General features: G+C 58.8%; 18 protein-coding genes. 7 read left to right on the top strand and 11 right to left on the bottom strand.

What is annotated here, in order from left to right:
• Window positions 1–20 precede the first annotated feature (20 nt).
• From ACQK2G_RS20160 to ACQK2G_RS20145, 4 genes are all read left to right on the top strand, one after another.
• The gene (locus ACQK2G_RS20160; RefSeq protein ID WP_425406828.1) at window positions 21–1,112 is read left to right on the top strand and encodes an isocitrate/isopropylmalate dehydrogenase family protein; all 1,092 of its coding nucleotides are present in this window, start codon (window positions 21–23) and stop codon (window positions 1,110–1,112) included.
• Window positions 1,113–1,117: 5 nt separating this feature from the next.
• The gene (locus ACQK2G_RS20155; RefSeq protein WP_425406827.1) at window positions 1,118–2,137 is read left to right on the top strand and encodes a Gfo/Idh/MocA family protein; all 1,020 of its coding nucleotides are present in this window, start codon (window positions 1,118–1,120) and stop codon (window positions 2,135–2,137) included.
• Window positions 2,138–2,247: 110 nt separating this feature from the next.
• Complete coding sequence (locus ACQK2G_RS20150; RefSeq protein ID WP_425406826.1) at window positions 2,248–2,400, top strand: hypothetical protein; 153 nt, start codon at window positions 2,248–2,250, stop codon at window positions 2,398–2,400.
• A 124-nt stretch (window positions 2,401–2,524) separates the two neighbouring features.
• Entirely contained in the window at window positions 2,525–2,944 is a 420-nt protein-coding gene (locus ACQK2G_RS20145; protein ID WP_425406825.1) for an Hsp20 family protein, read from the top strand.
• Window positions 2,945–2,988: 44 nt separating this feature from the next.
• On the opposite strand, the gene ptsN is transcribed toward ACQK2G_RS20145, so the two are convergent.
• The 8 genes from ptsN to ACQK2G_RS20105 all read right to left on the bottom strand — a co-directional run bounded on the left by ptsN (window position 2,989) and on the right by ACQK2G_RS20105 (window position 10,454).
• Window positions 2,989–3,456, bottom strand: a complete 468-nt coding sequence (gene ptsN / locus ACQK2G_RS20140) for a PTS IIA-like nitrogen regulatory protein PtsN (protein ID WP_425406824.1) — start codon at window positions 3,454–3,456, stop codon at window positions 2,989–2,991.
• Window positions 3,457–3,542: 86 nt separating this feature from the next.
• The gene (gene hpf / locus ACQK2G_RS20135; protein WP_425406823.1) at window positions 3,543–4,133 is read right to left on the bottom strand and encodes a ribosome hibernation-promoting factor, HPF/YfiA family; all 591 of its coding nucleotides are present in this window, start codon (window positions 4,131–4,133) and stop codon (window positions 3,543–3,545) included.
• Window positions 4,134–4,392: 259 nt separating this feature from the next.
• Window positions 4,393–5,916, bottom strand: coding sequence for an RNA polymerase factor sigma-54 (gene rpoN, locus ACQK2G_RS20130; RefSeq protein WP_425406822.1), 1,524 nt, complete (start codon window positions 5,914–5,916; stop codon window positions 4,393–4,395).
• Between the two features lie 15 nt (window positions 5,917–5,931).
• Window positions 5,932–6,834 (bottom strand): LPS export ABC transporter ATP-binding protein, encoded by a 903-nt coding sequence (gene lptB, locus ACQK2G_RS20125; protein ID WP_425407679.1) that lies wholly within the window; start codon window positions 6,832–6,834, stop codon window positions 5,932–5,934.
• 305 nt (window positions 6,835–7,139) lie between these two features.
• Window positions 7,140–7,988 carry an LptA/OstA family protein gene (locus ACQK2G_RS20120; RefSeq protein ID WP_425406821.1) on the bottom strand — a complete coding sequence of 283 codons (849 nt, stop codon included), beginning with the start codon at window positions 7,986–7,988 and terminating at the stop codon, window positions 7,140–7,142.
• A 41-nt stretch (window positions 7,989–8,029) separates the two neighbouring features.
• Window positions 8,030–8,698: an LPS export ABC transporter periplasmic protein LptC gene (gene lptC / locus ACQK2G_RS20115; RefSeq protein WP_425406820.1), complete on the bottom strand. Its 669-nt coding sequence runs from the start codon at window positions 8,696–8,698 to the stop codon at window positions 8,030–8,032.
• A gap of 21 nt (window positions 8,699–8,719) precedes the next feature.
• Complete coding sequence (locus ACQK2G_RS20110) at window positions 8,720–9,739, bottom strand: KpsF/GutQ family sugar-phosphate isomerase (protein ID WP_425406819.1); 1,020 nt, start codon at window positions 9,737–9,739, stop codon at window positions 8,720–8,722.
• A gap of 100 nt (window positions 9,740–9,839) precedes the next feature.
• Complete coding sequence (locus tag ACQK2G_RS20105; RefSeq protein ID WP_425406818.1) at window positions 9,840–10,454, bottom strand: ribonuclease D; 615 nt, start codon at window positions 10,452–10,454, stop codon at window positions 9,840–9,842.
• Window positions 10,455–10,713: 259 nt separating this feature from the next.
• On the opposite strand from ACQK2G_RS20105, the gene ACQK2G_RS20100 reads away from it, so the two are divergent.
• From ACQK2G_RS20100 to ACQK2G_RS20090, 3 genes are all read left to right on the top strand, one after another.
• Window positions 10,714–11,259: a PAS domain-containing protein gene (locus ACQK2G_RS20100; RefSeq protein WP_425406817.1), complete on the top strand. Its 546-nt coding sequence runs from the start codon at window positions 10,714–10,716 to the stop codon at window positions 11,257–11,259.
• A 71-nt stretch (window positions 11,260–11,330) separates the two neighbouring features.
• A complete protein-coding gene (locus ACQK2G_RS20095; RefSeq protein WP_425406816.1) occupies window positions 11,331–12,086 on the top strand; it encodes a hypothetical protein in 756 nt (251 codons plus the stop codon).
• A 345-nt stretch (window positions 12,087–12,431) separates the two neighbouring features.
• On the top strand, window positions 12,432–12,866 hold the full coding sequence (locus ACQK2G_RS20090) for a hypothetical protein (RefSeq protein ID WP_425406815.1): 435 nt from the start codon (window positions 12,432–12,434) through the stop codon (window positions 12,864–12,866).
• A 243-nt stretch (window positions 12,867–13,109) separates the two neighbouring features.
• Here the strand turns inward: ACQK2G_RS20090 and ACQK2G_RS20085 are convergent, their stop codons facing one another.
• From ACQK2G_RS20085 to ACQK2G_RS20075, 3 genes are all read right to left on the bottom strand, one after another.
• Window positions 13,110–13,739 (bottom strand): hypothetical protein, encoded by a 630-nt coding sequence (locus ACQK2G_RS20085; protein ID WP_425406814.1) that lies wholly within the window; start codon window positions 13,737–13,739, stop codon window positions 13,110–13,112.
• Between the two features lie 512 nt (window positions 13,740–14,251).
• Entirely contained in the window at window positions 14,252–14,776 is a 525-nt protein-coding gene (locus ACQK2G_RS20080) for a DUF4411 family protein (protein ID WP_425406813.1), read from the bottom strand.
• 11 nt (window positions 14,777–14,787) lie between these two features.
• On the bottom strand, window positions 14,788–15,930 hold the full coding sequence (locus ACQK2G_RS20075; protein WP_425406812.1) for an ImmA/IrrE family metallo-endopeptidase: 1,143 nt from the start codon (window positions 15,928–15,930) through the stop codon (window positions 14,788–14,790).
• Window positions 15,931–16,325: the final 395 nt, after the last annotated feature.

Genomic DNA, 16,325 nt, shown 5'->3' with positions numbered 1-16,325 from the left:
AGAATGTGGGAGCGAGATGCATGAGTACGAACCGGCGCTTTGACGTTGCCGTGCTGCCCGGCGACGGGATCGGCTTGGAAGTGATGGAACCCGCGGTCGAGGTTCTGAAGGCTGTGCAAGCCAAGGTCGGCGGTTTCGAACTGAGTTTCTCGGAGCACGAATGCGGTGCCGGTCTCTATGCGAAGACCGGGGATGCCCTGCCGCCGGACCTGGTCGAGAAGGTCGGCGCGGCGGATGCCATGCTGGTCGGCGCAATGGGGCTGCCGAATGTCCGCTATCCCGATGGCCGTGAAATCACCCCGCAGGTCGATCTGCGGGAGATTTTCGGACTCTATGGCGGGGTGCGTCCCGCCAAGGCGCTGAAAGGCGTGCCGCCGGTTCTGGCCGACCCGCGCGCCGCGGATATAGATTTCGTGCTGATCCGGGAGTCGACCGAAGGGCTGTTTGTCGGGCGGAAGAAGGCCGAGCGGATCGGCAACGAGATCGCGCGCGATACAATGGAAATCACGCGCAAGACCAGCGAGAAACTGTTCCATTTCAGTTTCCAACTGGCGCAGCAGCGCAAGGCGAAGGGCAAGCCGGGCCGTCTGACTTGCGTCGACAAGGCGAACGTCCTGGGATCAACGGCCTTTTTCCGGCAGATCTTCGACGAAGTCGGCGAACAGTATCCCGATGTCGAGCGCGACTACGGTTATATCGACGCGGTCGCGATGAATTTCGTGAAGAAGCCCTGGGCCTATGACGTGCTGGTGACCGAGAACATGTTCGGCGACATCCTGTCCGACCTGGCGGCAGGGCTGATCGGCGGACTCGGTTTCGCGCCGTCGGCCGATATCGGCGACCGGCAGGCCGTTTTCCAGCCCTGCCACGGCACCGCGCCCGACATCATGGGTCAGGGGAAGGCCAATCCCACGGCGACGATCCTCAGTGCCGCCATGATGCTGGACTGGCTGGGCGAAACGCATGACCTGCAGGCCTGCCGCGACGCCGCGGACATCATTGACAAGGCGGTCGCGGATTCCTTCGCGACGGGCCGGCTGAAAAGCTTCGAGCTCGGCGGGGCGGACGGCACCCGCGCCATCGCCGACGCCATCCTGGAGCGGATCGGCTGACCGACATGCTGCGCGTCGCCGTCATCGGGGCCGGGTTCTTCGCACGGTTTCATCACGAAGCCTGGGCACGGATCGACGGCGCGGAACTGGTCGGCATCTGCGATCTGGATAAGCCGAAGGCCGACGCCGCGGCATCAGAAGTCGGCGGCCGTGCCTGGGACGATCCGGCGGCGATGATCGCTACACTGAAGCCGGACCTGATCGATATCGCGACGCCGCCCGCAACCCATCGTGCGATGGTGCAGCTTGCCGCCGAGGCGGGGACCGCCTGCATCTGTCAGAAGCCGTTGGCGCCGACGCTGGCGGAATCACGGGAAATCGTCGAATTGGCGGAAGCCGCCGGGATTCCCCTCATCGTGCATGAGAATTTCCGGTTTCAGCCCTGGTATCGCGAAATCAGACGCTGGATCGAGGGCGGCCGGCTTGGCGATCTGTATCAGGCAAGCTTCCGCCTGCGGCCGGGCGACGGCCAGGGTGAGGACGCGTATCTGGCGCGCCAGCCCTATTTCCAGCAGATGGAGCGCTTCCTGATCCATGAGACCGGAATCCATCTGATCGACGTCTTCCGCTTCCTGTTCGGCGAAATGCGGGCGGTGTATGCGGATCTGCGCCGCTTGAACCCGGTCATCGCCGGTGAGGATGCCGGACATGTACTGTTCACCTGCCGATCCGGCATACGGGCGCTCTTCGACGGCAACCGTTTGAGCGGCCATGTCGCGGAGAATCCGCGCCTGACGATGGGGGAACTGGCGATCGAAGGGTCGCTCGGCACGCTGTTCCTGAACGGAGACGGCGGTCTGTCCTTTCTGCCGCTCGGCGCGGATGCCCCCGAACCGGTTTCCTATGACTGGGAGAACCGGGGCTTCGGCGGCGATTGCGTCTCCGCATTGCAGGCCCATGTCGTCGATCACTTTCGGAACGGAACGCTGCTGGAAAATACCGGGCGAGCATATCTGCGGAATATCGAGATCGAAGAAGCGGTATACCAGTCCGCCGCGGAAGGCCGCCGGATCGACCTGGATTGACGCAGGCCCCGGTGCCGAACGCCCCAACATTGCCATAATACCGCGCCATTTCCGCCGTATTGACCGGTCATTCTTCCCGGGTTCGTGAAACCCGACGACGGGAGGAACCCATGATCAAGTCCACATCGGCGACCGTGGCCCTGTCAGCGTTTATCGTGATCGTCTTCGTTCTGGTCTGCCGTTTTTTCGAGCAAACGCCCTTCGGATTGCCGACGGAGCTGGAATTTTCCGCGCCCCCGGCCGTGATATCCAGCCGCTTGTGAACGCGCTGCGGCGTTAAAATGCCGACGGCACGTTGAAATCCCCCCGGCCAGACGTCACATTTCCCTTGTTGCAGGTGCCTGGCGCGGCAACGGCGTATCCGCCTATCCAGGGGAGAAGAAAGACATGAGCACGCGCGTGTCGGTGTTCGGTAACCCGCTGCTGCTGGGTTTCGATGAATTGGAGGCGACGCTGGACCGGGTCGCCAAGATGGCGAGCGACGGATACCCGCCCTACAATATCGAACAGATTGGCGAGGATCGTTTGCGGATCGTTCTGGCGGTGGCCGGTTTTGCGCCGGAACATCTGTCGATTGAGCGGGAAGGGGATCAGCTGACCGTTGCCGGCCGTCACCCGCCGGAGGATACGGAACGACAATTTCTTCACCGGGGCATCGCGTCGCGCCAGTTTCAGCGCAGTTTCCTGCTGGCCGACGGATTACTGGTCGACGGCGCGTCGCTGGATAACGGTCTGCTGACGATCGACCTCACCCGCCCCGCGCGCGAGGAGGTGGTCCAGACCATAGCGATCAAGGCCGGACGCTAGCGAATTCGCGGCGACAACCGAAAAGACCGACCGGGTCCTCGGTCCTAGGCCGCGACGTTGTTGGTGGAGCTTTCCGTCAAAAGGGAGAACAGGGCGTCGGCATTGTCCGATCCCCGCAGCTTCTTGCAGATATTCTGGTCGCGCAGCATCCGCGACACGCGCGCCAGCGCCTTCAGGTGATCCGCGCCGGCGGATTCCGGGGCCAGAAGCAGGAAGACCAGATCGACCGGCTGTTCGTCCACCGAATCGAAATCGATCGGCTTTTCCAGGCGCGCGAAGACACCGTAAAGGCGGTCCAGTTCCGCGATTTTCCCGTGGGGAATCGCGATGCCGTTGCCGACGCCGGTGGTCCCCAGACGCTCACGCTCCAGCAATGTGTCGAAAATACGCCGCTCTTCCAGGCCGGTGACGGCATGGGCGCGCTTCGCCAGTTCCTGCAAAGCCTGCTTCTTCGACGTGGCCGAAAGTTTCGGAACGACCCCTTCGACAGTCAACAGATCACTGATTTCCATAGCGTAAGGACCCCGTAAAGGCTGCGCTTGTTCAAGCTTCGCGGCATTCCAGGCCGCTTTGGCGCGGTGCGCCTTGACCGAATAAATCAGGATTCGCCGGCGGCGGGGATTTGCGGATCCACCCAACCGATATTTCCGTCCTCACGGACGTAAACCATATTCAAACCGCCATGTTTGGAACTTCTGAACAACATGGCCGTCGCCCCTGCCAGATCGAGGCGCATGACCGCTTCACTCACGGATAAGGTTTCGATTTCCGCCGGCATTTCCGCGACAATGGCGGGTTGATCGCCGATTTCCGCGGGCTCCGGTTCGTTGTCGTCGATTTCCGGGGAAATGACATATTGCTGCGCCTGCAGAACTTCGCGTTCCGCGGCGACATGCTTGTGATCCTTCAAACGGCGCTTATAGCGGCGCAGACGCTTCGAGACGTGCTCCAGCGCTTCCTCGAAAGCCGCATAGGCATCGGGCGCTTGGCCGAGACCCTGAACGACGATGCGCTTGGAGATATGCACCTGGATATCAATCCGGAAGGTATGACCTTCCTTGGATACGGTAACAGTACCGTCACCCGGCTGGTCAAAGTACTTGGCGACCGCTTCGCTCAAACCCTCTTCGATCCGGGCCCGAAGCGCATCGCCGACATCCAGTTTTTTACCGGTTACCGTGAGCTGCATTTGTCTCTCTTGTTGGTTTCAAGTTACGCCCGCTTGGGGGGCGTGTGAAGCCCCAATTTTAGCTGGGGGCCATATGCGCGTCGGAAGCCGAAAAAGCATCCCCTCTTGCTGCGGCGGCGGAACCTAGTGACGACGCCCGACAGTGTCAACCCGGGGTGGTCAACCCTTTGGAAAGATGGATGAAAGGAAAAATTGCCAGGGATTCCGGGCTTGTCCGGACGGCCAGGTTTGCGATCTCGGTGACTCGCCCCGGGGGCTCTCAAAGGCTACCGCGTTTCTGGCGCCGGCGCTGAACCGAAGAGGCGATTTTCATCGACTCGCGGTATTTCGCGACCGTGCGGCGGGCGATATCGATGCCTTCCTCGCGCAGGATTTCGACGATTCGGTCGTCCGACAGGATTTTTGCCGGGTCTTCCGCGTCGATCAGGGCCTTGATGCGGTGGCGGACCGATTCGGCAGAATGGGCCTCCCCGCCGCCGGTTCCGGCGATTGAGGAGGTGAAGAAGTACTTCAGTTCGAACAAGCCGCGCGGTGTCGAAATATACTTGTTGCTGGTGACGCGGCTGACCGTGCTTTCATGCATTTCGATCGCTTCGGCGATATCGCGCAGAACCAGCGGCCGCAGGAAACCGACGCCGTGATCGAAGAAACCCTGCTGCTGGCGGACGATCTCGCTGGCCACCTTGATGATGGTGGTGGCGCGCTGATGAAGGCTTTTCACCAGCCAATTGGCCGTCTGAAACCGTTCGGTCAGGTATTCGGTCTCCTGTTTCGACCGGGCGTCCTTGCTGACGGTGGCGAAATAGCTCTCGTTGACCAGAACCCGGGGCAGAGTGTCGGGGTTCAACTCGACCAGCCATTGACCGTCTTCCGACCGGCGCATCAGCACATCGGGCGTCACCGGCTGACTGACGAAATGTTCGAACAGCGTCGCGGGCTTCGGGTTCAGCGCCCGGATCTCCGCGGCCATGTCGGCGATATCCTCGGCATCGACGCCGCAGACTTTCATCAGCCCCTTGCCGTCGCGCGCCGCCAATAGATGCAGATTGTCCAGAAAGCGCTCCATGGCAGGATCCAGACGGTTTTTCTCACGCAGTTGCAGGGCCAGGCATTCCTTCAGGTCGCGGGCGAAGATACCGGCCGGGTCGAAACGCTGAAGCTGCATCAGGACCCGCTCGATATCCGCGATCTCGCAGCCAAGCATTTCCGCGATCTGCTCCAGGTCGCCGGATAGCCAGCCGGACTCGTCCAGCATGTCGATCATGGCCGCGCCGATGATCCGGTCCTGGGTGTCGTGAATATCCAGGGACAGCTGGTCCAGCAGGTAGTCGCGCAGGGAAACGTCGCTCGACAAGGTCGCTTCCAGGTCGCTCTCGCCGCTGTCGAAACCGCGCCCGCCGCCTGAGGCCCCCTGCCAGTACTGACTGTCGCCTGAGGCGCCGGGGCCCGCGATGTCGCCGTCGTATTGGTTGCTGTAATCGGTGTCGAGCGGAGACGTCGCGTCCTCCGTCAGCCCGTTCGGCTGCAACAGATCCAGACTGTCGCCGCGATCGTCGGACGGGCGGTCCGATTGTTCGTAGGGATCGGTGCGCTGTTCTTCGCCGCGCAAGGGGTCGTTCTGGCCCTCGTCGCGCTCCAGCATCGGGTTTTGTTCCAGTTCCGTCTCGACGAAGCTGGTGACCTCCAGATTGCTCAACTGCAGCAGCTTGATGGCCTGCTGCAATTGCGGCGTCATCACCAGATTCTGGCTTTGACGGAGGTCCAATCGCGGTGTCATCGCCATGGCGAGGATATCCGCTTACAAACTGAACCGATCGCCGAGATAGACGCGGCGAACTTCCTGATTGGCCACGATTTCCGACGGCGAGCCTTCCATGAGGACATTGCCGTCATGAAGGATATAGGCGCGGTCGACGATATCGAGGGTCTCGCGAACATTGTGATCGGTGATCAGCACGCCGATGCCTCGGTCTTTCAGATGGCTGACCAGTTCGCGGATATCGCGAACGGCAATGGGGTCGATCCCGGCCAACGGTTCATCCAGCAGAATGAAATTCGGTTGACTGGCGAGCGCACGGGCGATTTCCAGGCGCCGACGCTCCCCGCCGGACAGGGCGACGGCCGGTGTTCGCCGCAGATGGCTGATCGAAAATTCGGCCATCAGGGCTTCCAGGGTCGATTCCCGGCGGTTTCTGTTCTTCTCCGCCAGTTCCAGGACGGCGCGGATGTTCTGCTCGACGGTCAGGCCGCGGAAGATCGATGCTTCCTGCGGCAGGTAACCGACGCCAAGCCGCGCGCGGCGGTACATCGGCAGTTCCGTGATGTCCTGGCCGTCCAGGAAGATCTCACCGTAATCCGCCGAGATCAGGCCCGTGATGATATAGAAGCAGGTCGTCTTGCCGGCGCCGTTCGGGCCCAACAGACCGACGGCCTCACCGCGTTGCACCCGCAGGGAAACATCGCGCAGGACCGGGCGTTTCTTGAACTGTTTGCCGAGTGAGCGGATCTCCAGCCCGGCATTGTTGTGAACGACACGCGGGGCGGCACTTGTTCCATTGTCGGGAGCCGGCTTGGCCGCGAGGTCGGCGACGGTCGCGGGATGCGGTTCGATACGGGCCGACGCCGGGGTGCTGTTCTTGGGATCAAGGGACGCGCTACGTGTCGAGGATGTTCGGCGATCGCCATGCGTGCGCCGTTCCATCGCCTTGCGATCGGCTTCAACGGTGGACAGACCGGGAAAATCATCCGACGCGGCGCCACTCGAACCGTGGCTTGCATCCCCAGTCAGGGAAGGCGAATCTTTTTTGTCGTCGTCCATTTACCCACTGAATCCAGCCGACCAAAATCGCTGTCGCCGTTATTGTTCGAACCACAATAAATGTGAATCGCGCGCGTCTGAAAGAAGTAATACGGTCGGCGCGTCCGATCAAGGTATGGTTTTTGCATGGTATCTGACGACGGCCTGGGGCCATCAGCCGGGCTGTCCGGTATGCGATGCGCCGCGATCTATTGCGTCGGCAGGATCAGGCCTTTCACCTTGCCGCTGCCGCCGGTCAGGCGCGACCGGCCCGTTTTCAGGTCCACGACCGCGCAATCCCCGTTCAATTGGTTCTCGCCGCGCGTGATCTTCACATTGCCGCAGACGGTGGCGATCTGCTTGGGTACTTCGTAGACCCCTTCTTCGCCGCGGACGATTTCGGTCTTGGTGGAGATGTGAACGCCGCCCAGCGCGTCGATCCGCTCCACTTCCTGCTTTCCGGTCGCCGCCTTCTTGATATGCGCGGTCAGGACATCGGCGACCAGGCGATTGTCGTTCTCGATCACCGTGGCGTCACCGCGCGCGACCGCAAGCTGTTTCGCATCCCAGTATTCGAGCGAATCCTTCGCGGTGATCACCGCGCGTTCATTAATCATTTTCAGATCGTCACCGACCAGGACCGCCACCTTGTCGTCGATATGATAGACCGCCTTATCGCCGACGGCGCGTGTATCCTCGGACGTCACGACCACGGACCCGTCCGCGTCGAGCCGATAGATCGCCTGTTTCTCACCGCCTTCGCCGCCCCGGTAATGCGCGGTCAGGGTATCGGCCCGGACCGTGACCCCGCCGCGCGTGGCCGTGGCGTTGCCGCGGGCGATGTAGCGCCGTTGATCGCGCAGCCATTCGATGCCGTCATCGGCCAGAATCTCGATCGGCGAGCCGTCCTGGTTATCGGTGTTGATTAGTCCCTGGGCCGAGGCGGCTATGGGCATAAGCGCCAGCAGGCCGCACAGAAGGGCGGCGGCGAGCGATGTCGACACGACAGGCGCGCGGGATGCGGTCCGGGATTTCGCTTCTGGCGCCGTTCTTTTCATTTCTTTTCTCGCCCCACTCTCATCGGACATGGCGTCCGACCCTACTGATCCGCATCGGGATAGATCAACAACCGCGATTTCCCGGTCAACAGAACACGGGCGCCGCGATCGAATACCTCGAAACCTTCGGCCACGAATTGACCGAACGGCCCTTGCCCTTCCACATGCACATCGCCGACGGCATGCCCCTCGACGATGTCGAGTTGAGCGGATTCGGTCCTGATCTCATAGCCAAGGTCATGGAAAAAATTCACATTGCCCGCCAAATCCAGGATCTGTGCCTCCCGATTGAAGACACCGGTCAGGGCGGTGACCGCCGCCCAGCTTTGATCCGTCATCATGATATCCGCTTTCGGGCCTTCCAGGTTCACGAAATTGGAATCCAGGTTTTCCTGCCGGACCTTGTCCGCCGTCACCGTGTACGGCTGGTTCTTGTCGTCGACGCCCTGATAGCGGGCATTCGACAATTGCATGGAATCGCCGGAATTCCCGTCGATATCGAACAGTTGCAGGCCGGGCAGGGCGGTCTGTTCCGAAAGCCGCGGCCAGGCGATCAACAGGGCGATCAGCATCAGGGCGACGGTCGGCAGCACGACCTTCAGGAATTGCACCATGCGGCCGTAGGACCGGTCGATGCGCGTGCTGCGCGTCCCCAGCGGGATGTTCTGGCGCTGGCGGCCCGTTTGCGGCGTTTTTTCAGCGGCGGCCACTGTCTTGCCCTTTGCGGCCGGTCAAACGATACCCGCGCGCAGCACGTCATGCAGATGCAGAATGCCGACGGGTTTGGACCCTTCCATCACGAAGACGGCCCCGATCTTCTTGGCGTTCATGTCGCCCAGCACTTCCATGGCCAGGGCCTCGGGCCGGGTCGAGATCGGGTTTCGGGTCATGATCGCGGTGACCGGCTGACCCAGTACGGAGTCGGTCATGTGACGGCTCAAATCGCCATCGGTCACGACGCCGACCAGGGCGCCGTCCGTATCCAGGACGCCGACACAGCCGAACCGCTTGCGGGTCATCTCGACGACGGCTTCCGCCATGGTCGCGCTTTCCGGCACCAGGGGGACCTCGTCGCCTTGATGCATGATGTCGCGAATCCGCAGCAATTGCCGGCCGAGCTTGCCGCCCGGATGCAGAATCTTGAAATCGGAGGCGGTGAAGCCCTTACGGTTCAATAGCGCGACGGCCAGCGCATCGCCCAGGGCCAGACTCATGGTCGTCGATGTCGTGGGGGCCAGGCCCATCGTGTCCGCCTCCGGAACGCTGGGCAGGATAAGCCCGACGGTGGCGAAGGTATCCAAGGTGCTGCCTGCGCGCGAGGTGATCGCGATGAGCGGAATGGAAAACCGACGGCAATGCTGCAGCAGGTCGCTCAGTTCCGAGGTTTCGCCGCTGTTCGACAGGGCGAGGACGGCATCGGCCTCGGTGATCATTCCCAGGTCGCCGTGGCTCGCCTCACCCGGATGCACATAGTGGCTGGGCGTTCCCGTGGAGGCGAATGTCGCGGCGATTTTCCGGCCGATATGACCGCTCTTTCCCATGCCGGTGACGACCACGCGGCCGGATACCTCCGCCAGAATGTCCAGCGCCTGAGAAAACCGCCCGTCCAGGGATTGGGACAGCGCCGCGATCCCGTCCGCTTCCAGGCTCAGCGCCTTTCTGGCCACGGAAAGGTCGTCGGGTACCCGCTCGGGAACCGCGCTGTCCGGCTGTTGCGCAGCCGGTGCGACACCGTTGGCTGTCGACTGCATGATCATGTCACCCAAATAATACGACCGACTTCACGGTCTGGATATCGGGACGGGGCCTGTCGGATACCAGATCCGGTCCGGTTCCCGGCGGCCGTTCCCTCTAGCTATGCGAAAATATATCGTTTTCCTGCCAGCCGCCGAGGTCGAGCTCCGCCCGGGTCGGCAGGAAGTCGCAGCATGCCCTGGCCAGATCTGTCCGCCCTTCGCGTTCCAGCATGATGTCCAGCTTTTCCTTCAGCCGGTGAAGATACAGAACATCCGCCGCCGCATAGGACAATTGATCCGGCGAAAGTTCTGCTGCGGCCCAATCCGATGATTGCTGCTGTTTCGACAGGTCGACGCCCAGCAACTCCCGGCACAACGCCGACAGGCCGTGGCGGTCGGTATAGGTCCGGACCAGCTTTGAGGCGATCTTGGTGCAATAGACCGGCGCCATGATGATCCCCATGTTGCGCTTGATCACGCCGATGTCGAACCGCGCATATTGCAGGATCTTCGTCACCGACGGGTCGCTCAAAATCCGGCGCAGGTTGGGCGCGTCATAGTTTCTGTCGGGAAACTGGACCAAATGGCTTACACCGTCGCCTGAGGACAGTTGAACCACGCAAAGTCTGTCACGCTGCAGGTTCAACCCCTGTGTTTCCGTATCGACGGCGACAAGCGGCCCGAGGTCGAGATCGTCGGGCAGGTCCCCCTGATAAAGATGAATGCTCACGTATACTTAGCCCTCGTCTGGACCGGGTTGGGCCCTTTTTCAGGACGCTCATTGGGTTCTTATCTTTCAGTCCCTACAGCAATGTCCGCGAAACGACAATCATGAATGGCCGACCTTTTCGGTAGGGTTGCCGGCACGAAAAGCAGCCAAGCGCGCCCAATGCCGCCGTTGTGATGGTCTGGACATGACGTCGTTATTTAAGTCTTCTATAATGCGCCGGTTGTGACCGGTTCACAGAAATGGCCGTGAGTGCTCCGTGATGGCGATAAGTTACACCGATATCCCCGAGTCCATTCGTTTCGATGATGAGAGCTTCCTGGACGAGTGCGACCCTCGGATCGTTACGCTGGTCGCGCTCTGGCGGTCGCGCTTCAAGAGCGATGCACTACCCGCGCGGCGCGATATAGAGCCGCATGAAATCGTTAAGATGTTGCCCGACATCATGCTGGTCGACGTGGTGCAGCCGGGCCCCGACTTCCGTTATCGCCTTGTCGGCACACGGGAGGTCGAGTTCCGCGGCTATGACCCAACCGGCCGCTCGGTGCGGGATGCTTTTGCCGGTTTCGACGGCAATTTCTGTGACGGGAACTATCGCTCGGTCGTGGACCGGCGGGCGCCTGTATTCATCGTCGAATACGCACCGACGAAACTGGGGGCCGTCGCGCGGCGGGAGACCGTGTTCCTGCCCTTCGCCGGCGATGGGCAGACGGTGGATATCGTCATGGTCTTTTCCGTCACCGACCTCAGCATGGGCGATACCTTCGTGCCGCAGGCCGAACTGCTGAAAATGGCGTCCGGGGAATAGCGGCCGAAGAGTATCCAAAGGCGCCAAGTGAAATTCCTGCTCCAAAAGAGAGCGCTTGGCGAGGACGTGGTATGGAGCAAATCCCAAGCGTAATAGCGCTGCACTACAAGATCGAGCATTGCCCAGACCTTGATTACGGGAACGCCGCCGCTCTTTCTCATGAAGAGGAGGATTTTTCCGTCATAATCGAGAACGGCAGAGCAACGGTTCTAATGAAGGCTCACTTTTCGTCTGAAAAAGAGGCCAAGGAAACTATTGCCCCATTTTTGGAAGCGTGGCGCATCAAGGCGCTTCTCGAAGAAGGAAAAGACGCGTTTCGGTTTGAATTTGTCTCCTCCGATGTCGAAACCATGGGCCAGAGCGAAACAGGAACGGAAGTAGTGGCGTTAACAGCATCATTATCCATGAAAGCGTTGCCGGCGAGCGTACACATAGCAAAATCTACATTTCCTTTGCCACCGACGGACTTCTCATTGTCCGACACTGTGGAGGATATCAGCTTCCAGTATGAGGCTTATCTTCGGAAAGAAATGTCTCTTCCCTCTGTTGGGTACTTTGTCGTTACGGTCCTGGATCGTGATTTTGACAAACAAGAACCTACAACGCAGCTAAACATATCGAACAAAGTTTATCGTCGGCTCAAACAGCAATGTTCTGGTAAGGGGGGCAGAGACGCTCGTAAAGCAGATGCCGTATCAGAGCCGCTATCTGAAAACGACCGCCTATGGATTGAACGAGCAATTGTTGCGATTCTTCGGCGGGCTGGGTCTCTAGCGAAGGGCGTGGATGTTTCCAAGCTACCCAAGTTGACTGTGGACACAATCTAGCCTTGGGCCGCAAATCTTAATTCTGGAGCCCTAGAATGATGAAGGTGTTCAATCGGTTGGGTTGAGTATGCCTCAGAGAACGGCTGTCGACCTTAATAGGTTCACTGAAGACAGAAGCGGATCCCACGCGTTTGAGCTCTTTGCTAAGAGTATTTTTTGAAGGGAATCCAGACGGTTCGGCATTTCGCGGTTTGTGGTCCAGGATCATCACCGCTTCCGCCCCCTCGGCGGCCAGAATGAAGGCCCCTATTGCGTCCGATCTACGGGAACGTGTAACCGCGCCGGGTGAACGAATTTCCCGCCATCAAGTGGACTTTCCGACCCCCAACCGATACTAGGGTAGGTATGCCGATACGTTACCGTATATTCTCGGAAAGCCAGCTTTTGGTGACATGCTATGAAGGGCGGGTCACTGAGCGGGATTTGTTGGACACCTATGAAGAGATCTACGGTTTGGATCAATACCAGTTCTGCCGCGTGGAACTGGTGGATGCCCGGCTGAAAACCGAAACCGACTATACGATGGCGAGCTTCATGAAGCTCAACGAGATGACGATCGAACGTTTCGGGGCGGATGCAGAGGATCTCGTCACGGCGGTGCTCGCGGAAACGACCGCGCATTTGGGCATGGCGAATCTTTACCGAGCGGTTACCGAGGTTTTCGGTCAGGAACAGGTGACGACGTTCAACGATCTCGGCGCGGCGCTGGATTGGCTGAAGGTGCCTAAGACAGAACATCAGGCCGTCGCCGAGTGGCTGGACCGGCAAATCTGCACCTGAACGATACGCCCCTGTCCGGGAATCGACGGCGTGTCGAAGAGTCACTCAAGCGCAGGCGAAAACACCCCCGGCCTTGGCCGGTGACGCCGTCAAACAACTGATTGTTTCGGAGAGTGCGTCGAGAATGGTGCCCAGGAGAAGATTGCGGACAATAAATCTCTAAGACGTTGAAAAAAAATAATTGTTGTGGTGCCTCACGGTAGTTTTGTGTACCAGCGGTGTGTTCGATGCGTCAACCGATTTTCAACGACGTTTTCGAAAAGTGATCTTTGCCCTCGGCTTCTTTGCACGCTTTGGAGAACGCTTTCCGTTGGTATCATCGTCATCGTCATCGTCTTCGTCTTCGACAATGAGGTTTCCTTCTTCATCAATGTCATCAAAGTCCGAAGCGCTTATTTCGTTGGCTCTTATCACCAACGCCTGCCACTTCTCTTCTTGTACCTTCCCTTCCAAGTACGCCCTCTTAATCACGTGATAGGGATTGAATACGATTACATATGAGAGGTCCCCGAGTGGGCCGGACTTGACTTCAATAAATCCCAGATCATTCAGTCTCCGAACGCGGTCTTTCCACGTTCGCAGCGCTCTTTGGCCGGAAAACCCAGCATGAAATGCCATTTCTTCCGGGCGGTTTAGGGTTAGGAAAAACTCATCGAGTAGCCTAGACCAAAGCTCAAAATATGTTTGACCAACAGGGAAACCCTTGTCCGAAAGGTCGTCCATGATGCTCATCATCAGTGGCAGTGTGCGTGGAACGGTTACGAACCCGTCGCGCTTCTTTCTATTCCAGAGCATTTTGTCGGTGATTTCCGGCCACAACTTCGCGCGTGCGTCGAGCTGCCGCTGGAGGATCGTTCTTGACCTTCTTGCCATGCGCAATCTTTCGCTCACAGGGATCGCCGTAGTGGTCCTGTTCCACTTGGCGGAGAACCAAAGGCTCTTTTCGTCAATTGTGAGAAGAGGCGGGCCCGGGGGTGGAGGCTGGGCCCTTCGCTACTTGATCTGACGCCGCAAACCGGGTGGAAACAGCGCTGAAATGACCTGATCCGGTTTTGGAGACCGGTAAACCACTTCGACCTTCACGATGTTCACACTCTACGGCGTTTTCCCTGTAAACTCAAAGGCTTAGTTACGGTTGTTGGTATTGGGTAAGTCATGTATCCGGCTCAGTCCGAGTCTCGAAGCGCATAAAATCGCCATCTCACATGTTGAGTTGGCATGAGTAAGCGGAAGGTGGGCTGTAAGTAATTGTTAGAAAAAAAGAAAATGTGTGTATGCGGGTGATCCCGGTTTATCGGTGCTCTCCGTGCTCGCTGTGATCCCGGTGATCGAGGTGAGGTGATCGGGGTAGGCCTCGGTGAAGAGGCTTTGCCTTGCCACAGTGATCAAGGTTTGTCCCAATCAACTCGAAAATCGAGGATGTTGATTAGTGCGTCGCCCCCACGGCGACCATCCAGGTCAATGCATGGCACATTCAAGTCCGCGCAAACATCGGGAACCTTGCGGTTCGCCCTTTGGGCACTTTGCCTCGAAACTTCGTCGGTAACGACTGTGTATCCACCGTGCAGGGCGCTCGCGATCAACGCGTAGTCATCACCAACTGTGTTTGTTTCTGCTTCTGTGAGGGCCGCCCCATCTGGCTGTGTGTATTGGTGCAACACATCTGGGAACCGAGCATCGTATGCGCGATCTGCTAAAATCAGGGCGTCTTTGTTCGCGATTGCCCACTCCGCCAATTCATCACGTCGGTCGGGAGGGTAATCTCCGATCTTACTCCATGTTTCAATGGGCATCTTGACGAGGTCGGCTTCGGCCTTGTTTTGCAACCAGGACCAAAACTGCGGCACGCGTTCGAACTGAAAGTGGTAGTTCTTCGCGAAAATCAAACAGTTTGCATCGATGACGTACATGCGTTGTGCGCCTACGCCCGAAGCTTCTTGAGGTTTTCAGGAGATGCGCCCAGGATTCGCGAGGCCCGCGTGTAGGTTAATTGCCCAGAGTCCAGGGCCTTGAAAACAGTCTCCTTAAGCCTGTTGCCAAGCTGATAGCTCTTTATGGTGTACCAAGACGGCCCGCCCTGGTTTCGTCCCTGATCGCGCGCACGACGCGCTCGCCACTCAGCTTGGTATTGGTTGTAGAGGGCCCACCACTGATCCTCACTGATCTTCTCTTCACGCCAGAGCCTGTGTGCCGTAGCGGCCCTGCTTATGCTGAACTCAGACGCGACCGTTCGGACAGCGTTGAAAAGATCGATCTTATCGACCCGCGCCCAAGCTTCCTCGAATTGCAACGTTGGCAGCAGAAGCTCCGAAGCTACTGCGTTACAGAACTTTTCGTCGTCAATTTCGTCTGCGCCGTTTCGCCCAAACGGATTGTGATTGCTTATCCCGGATGTGCCGATCCAGAGATGCGCAAGTTCGTGGGCTAAGGTAAATGTTCTCGCCGCTTTGGCATCGTTGTCATTGATCACGACAAAAGGGACGAGGGGGTCAGCTAAAGCAAAGCCTCGGAAATCTTCTGGGTCGATGTCTGTTGTATGATGCCCAAGATCACCCTGGGCCAACACGAAGACGCCACATTGTTCTGCCTTGTAGCGGAAATACCGGAACAGCCCATCGTTGTCGTTAGCGAGGTTTCTGTCATTTCGGCGGATGCCCAATTCGGCTTCGATGTCTCGCGCAACTGCGTTGACATCTCTGATCTCACGGAAACGTCCAACAAACTGAAGCGGTTCAAGCGGAACCCCAGTTTGCTCATGCTCTTCCCTGAGCAGATCGAGCACTTGCTGTTGTTTAGCCTTCATACGCGATATCAATGCGCGAAGCTTCGGAGATGGAGCCTTTAATTCCCTATCGCCAACGGTTCGGAAGTCTGCAACGTCCGTTTCTACCGTAGGAGGCTCCGCGAGGTAGAACGTGAGAACCGGTCGGAAGTATGCTTTCGCAACGGTAGCGAGTTGATTGTGGGTCGGATAATCCTGTCCATCCTCCCAATCCTTAAGCCGTTGTTCGGGGGAGCGGTCTTTGGTTTGCGGGATACCGATAGCTTGGGCGGCTTCCTCCAACGAGAGACCAGCGTCCTCGCGAGCCCATCTCAGCATCGAGTTGTTTATATTCGCCCTTTGTGTCGACATTTTCCCGTCCGCTCTCCCGCTTACAGAAATAGACTGACTTGGAGGCTACGTACAGATGTGTGGTCACTTCGTCGCGCTTTGTGCCACCCTTTTTGCAGCAAAAATCTGCAACCTGTATCAAAAGCTGTCCGGAAGCGGCATTCCCCCAATAGGGGGGGGTGCTGTTTTCACAGAGGGTTGGTTCGAAAGCCGCTGGTGTCCGCCTCTTGCATTGTCTGCGAAAAGCCGTGTCTCACTGAACCAAGGTCTAACGAGACGTCTCGGATGATCGCGATAAGCGTCTCATAAGAATACCTATTGACCTTTGAGACAGATCGACTCATACG

The organism is Hwanghaeella sp. (assembly GCF_965227365.1).
GTDB lineage: Bacteria > Pseudomonadota > Alphaproteobacteria > UBA8366 > Aestuariispiraceae > Hwanghaeella.
Note: the sequence above shows the minus strand (reverse complement) of the source record. Positions and strands in the feature narration are given on the sequence as shown.

Coding starts and splice junctions, on each gene's coding strand:
- ACQK2G_RS20160 (WP_425406828.1), top strand. CDS start 21: ATGAGTACGAACCGGCGCTTTGACGTTGCCGTGCTGCCCGGCGACGGG.
- ACQK2G_RS20155 (WP_425406827.1), top strand. CDS start 1,118: ATGCTGCGCGTCGCCGTCATCGGGGCCGGGTTCTTCGCACGGTTTCAT.
- ACQK2G_RS20150 (WP_425406826.1), top strand. CDS start 2,248: ATGATCAAGTCCACATCGGCGACCGTGGCCCTGTCAGCGTTTATCGTG.
- ACQK2G_RS20145 (WP_425406825.1), top strand. CDS start 2,525: ATGAGCACGCGCGTGTCGGTGTTCGGTAACCCGCTGCTGCTGGGTTTC.
- ptsN (WP_425406824.1), bottom strand. CDS start 3,456: ATGGAAATCAGTGATCTGTTGACTGTCGAAGGGGTCGTTCCGAAACTT.
- hpf (WP_425406823.1), bottom strand. CDS start 4,133: ATGCAGCTCACGGTAACCGGTAAAAAACTGGATGTCGGCGATGCGCTT.
- rpoN (WP_425406822.1), bottom strand. CDS start 5,916: ATGGCGATGACACCGCGATTGGACCTCCGTCAAAGCCAGAATCTGGTG.
- lptB (WP_425407679.1), bottom strand. CDS start 6,834: ATGGAACGGCGCACGCATGGCGATCGCCGAACATCCTCGACACGTAGC.
- ACQK2G_RS20120 (WP_425406821.1), bottom strand. CDS start 7,988: ATGAAAAGAACGGCGCCAGAAGCGAAATCCCGGACCGCATCCCGCGCG.
- ACQK2G_RS20110 (WP_425406819.1), bottom strand. CDS start 9,739: ATGCAGTCGACAGCCAACGGTGTCGCACCGGCTGCGCAACAGCCGGAC.
- ACQK2G_RS20100 (WP_425406817.1), top strand. CDS start 10,714: ATGGCGATAAGTTACACCGATATCCCCGAGTCCATTCGTTTCGATGAT.
- ACQK2G_RS20095 (WP_425406816.1), top strand. CDS start 11,331: ATGGAGCAAATCCCAAGCGTAATAGCGCTGCACTACAAGATCGAGCAT.
- ACQK2G_RS20090 (WP_425406815.1), top strand. CDS start 12,432: ATGCCGATACGTTACCGTATATTCTCGGAAAGCCAGCTTTTGGTGACA.
- ACQK2G_RS20085 (WP_425406814.1), bottom strand. CDS start 13,739: ATGGCAAGAAGGTCAAGAACGATCCTCCAGCGGCAGCTCGACGCACGC.
- ACQK2G_RS20080 (WP_425406813.1), bottom strand. CDS start 14,776: ATGTACGTCATCGATGCAAACTGTTTGATTTTCGCGAAGAACTACCAC.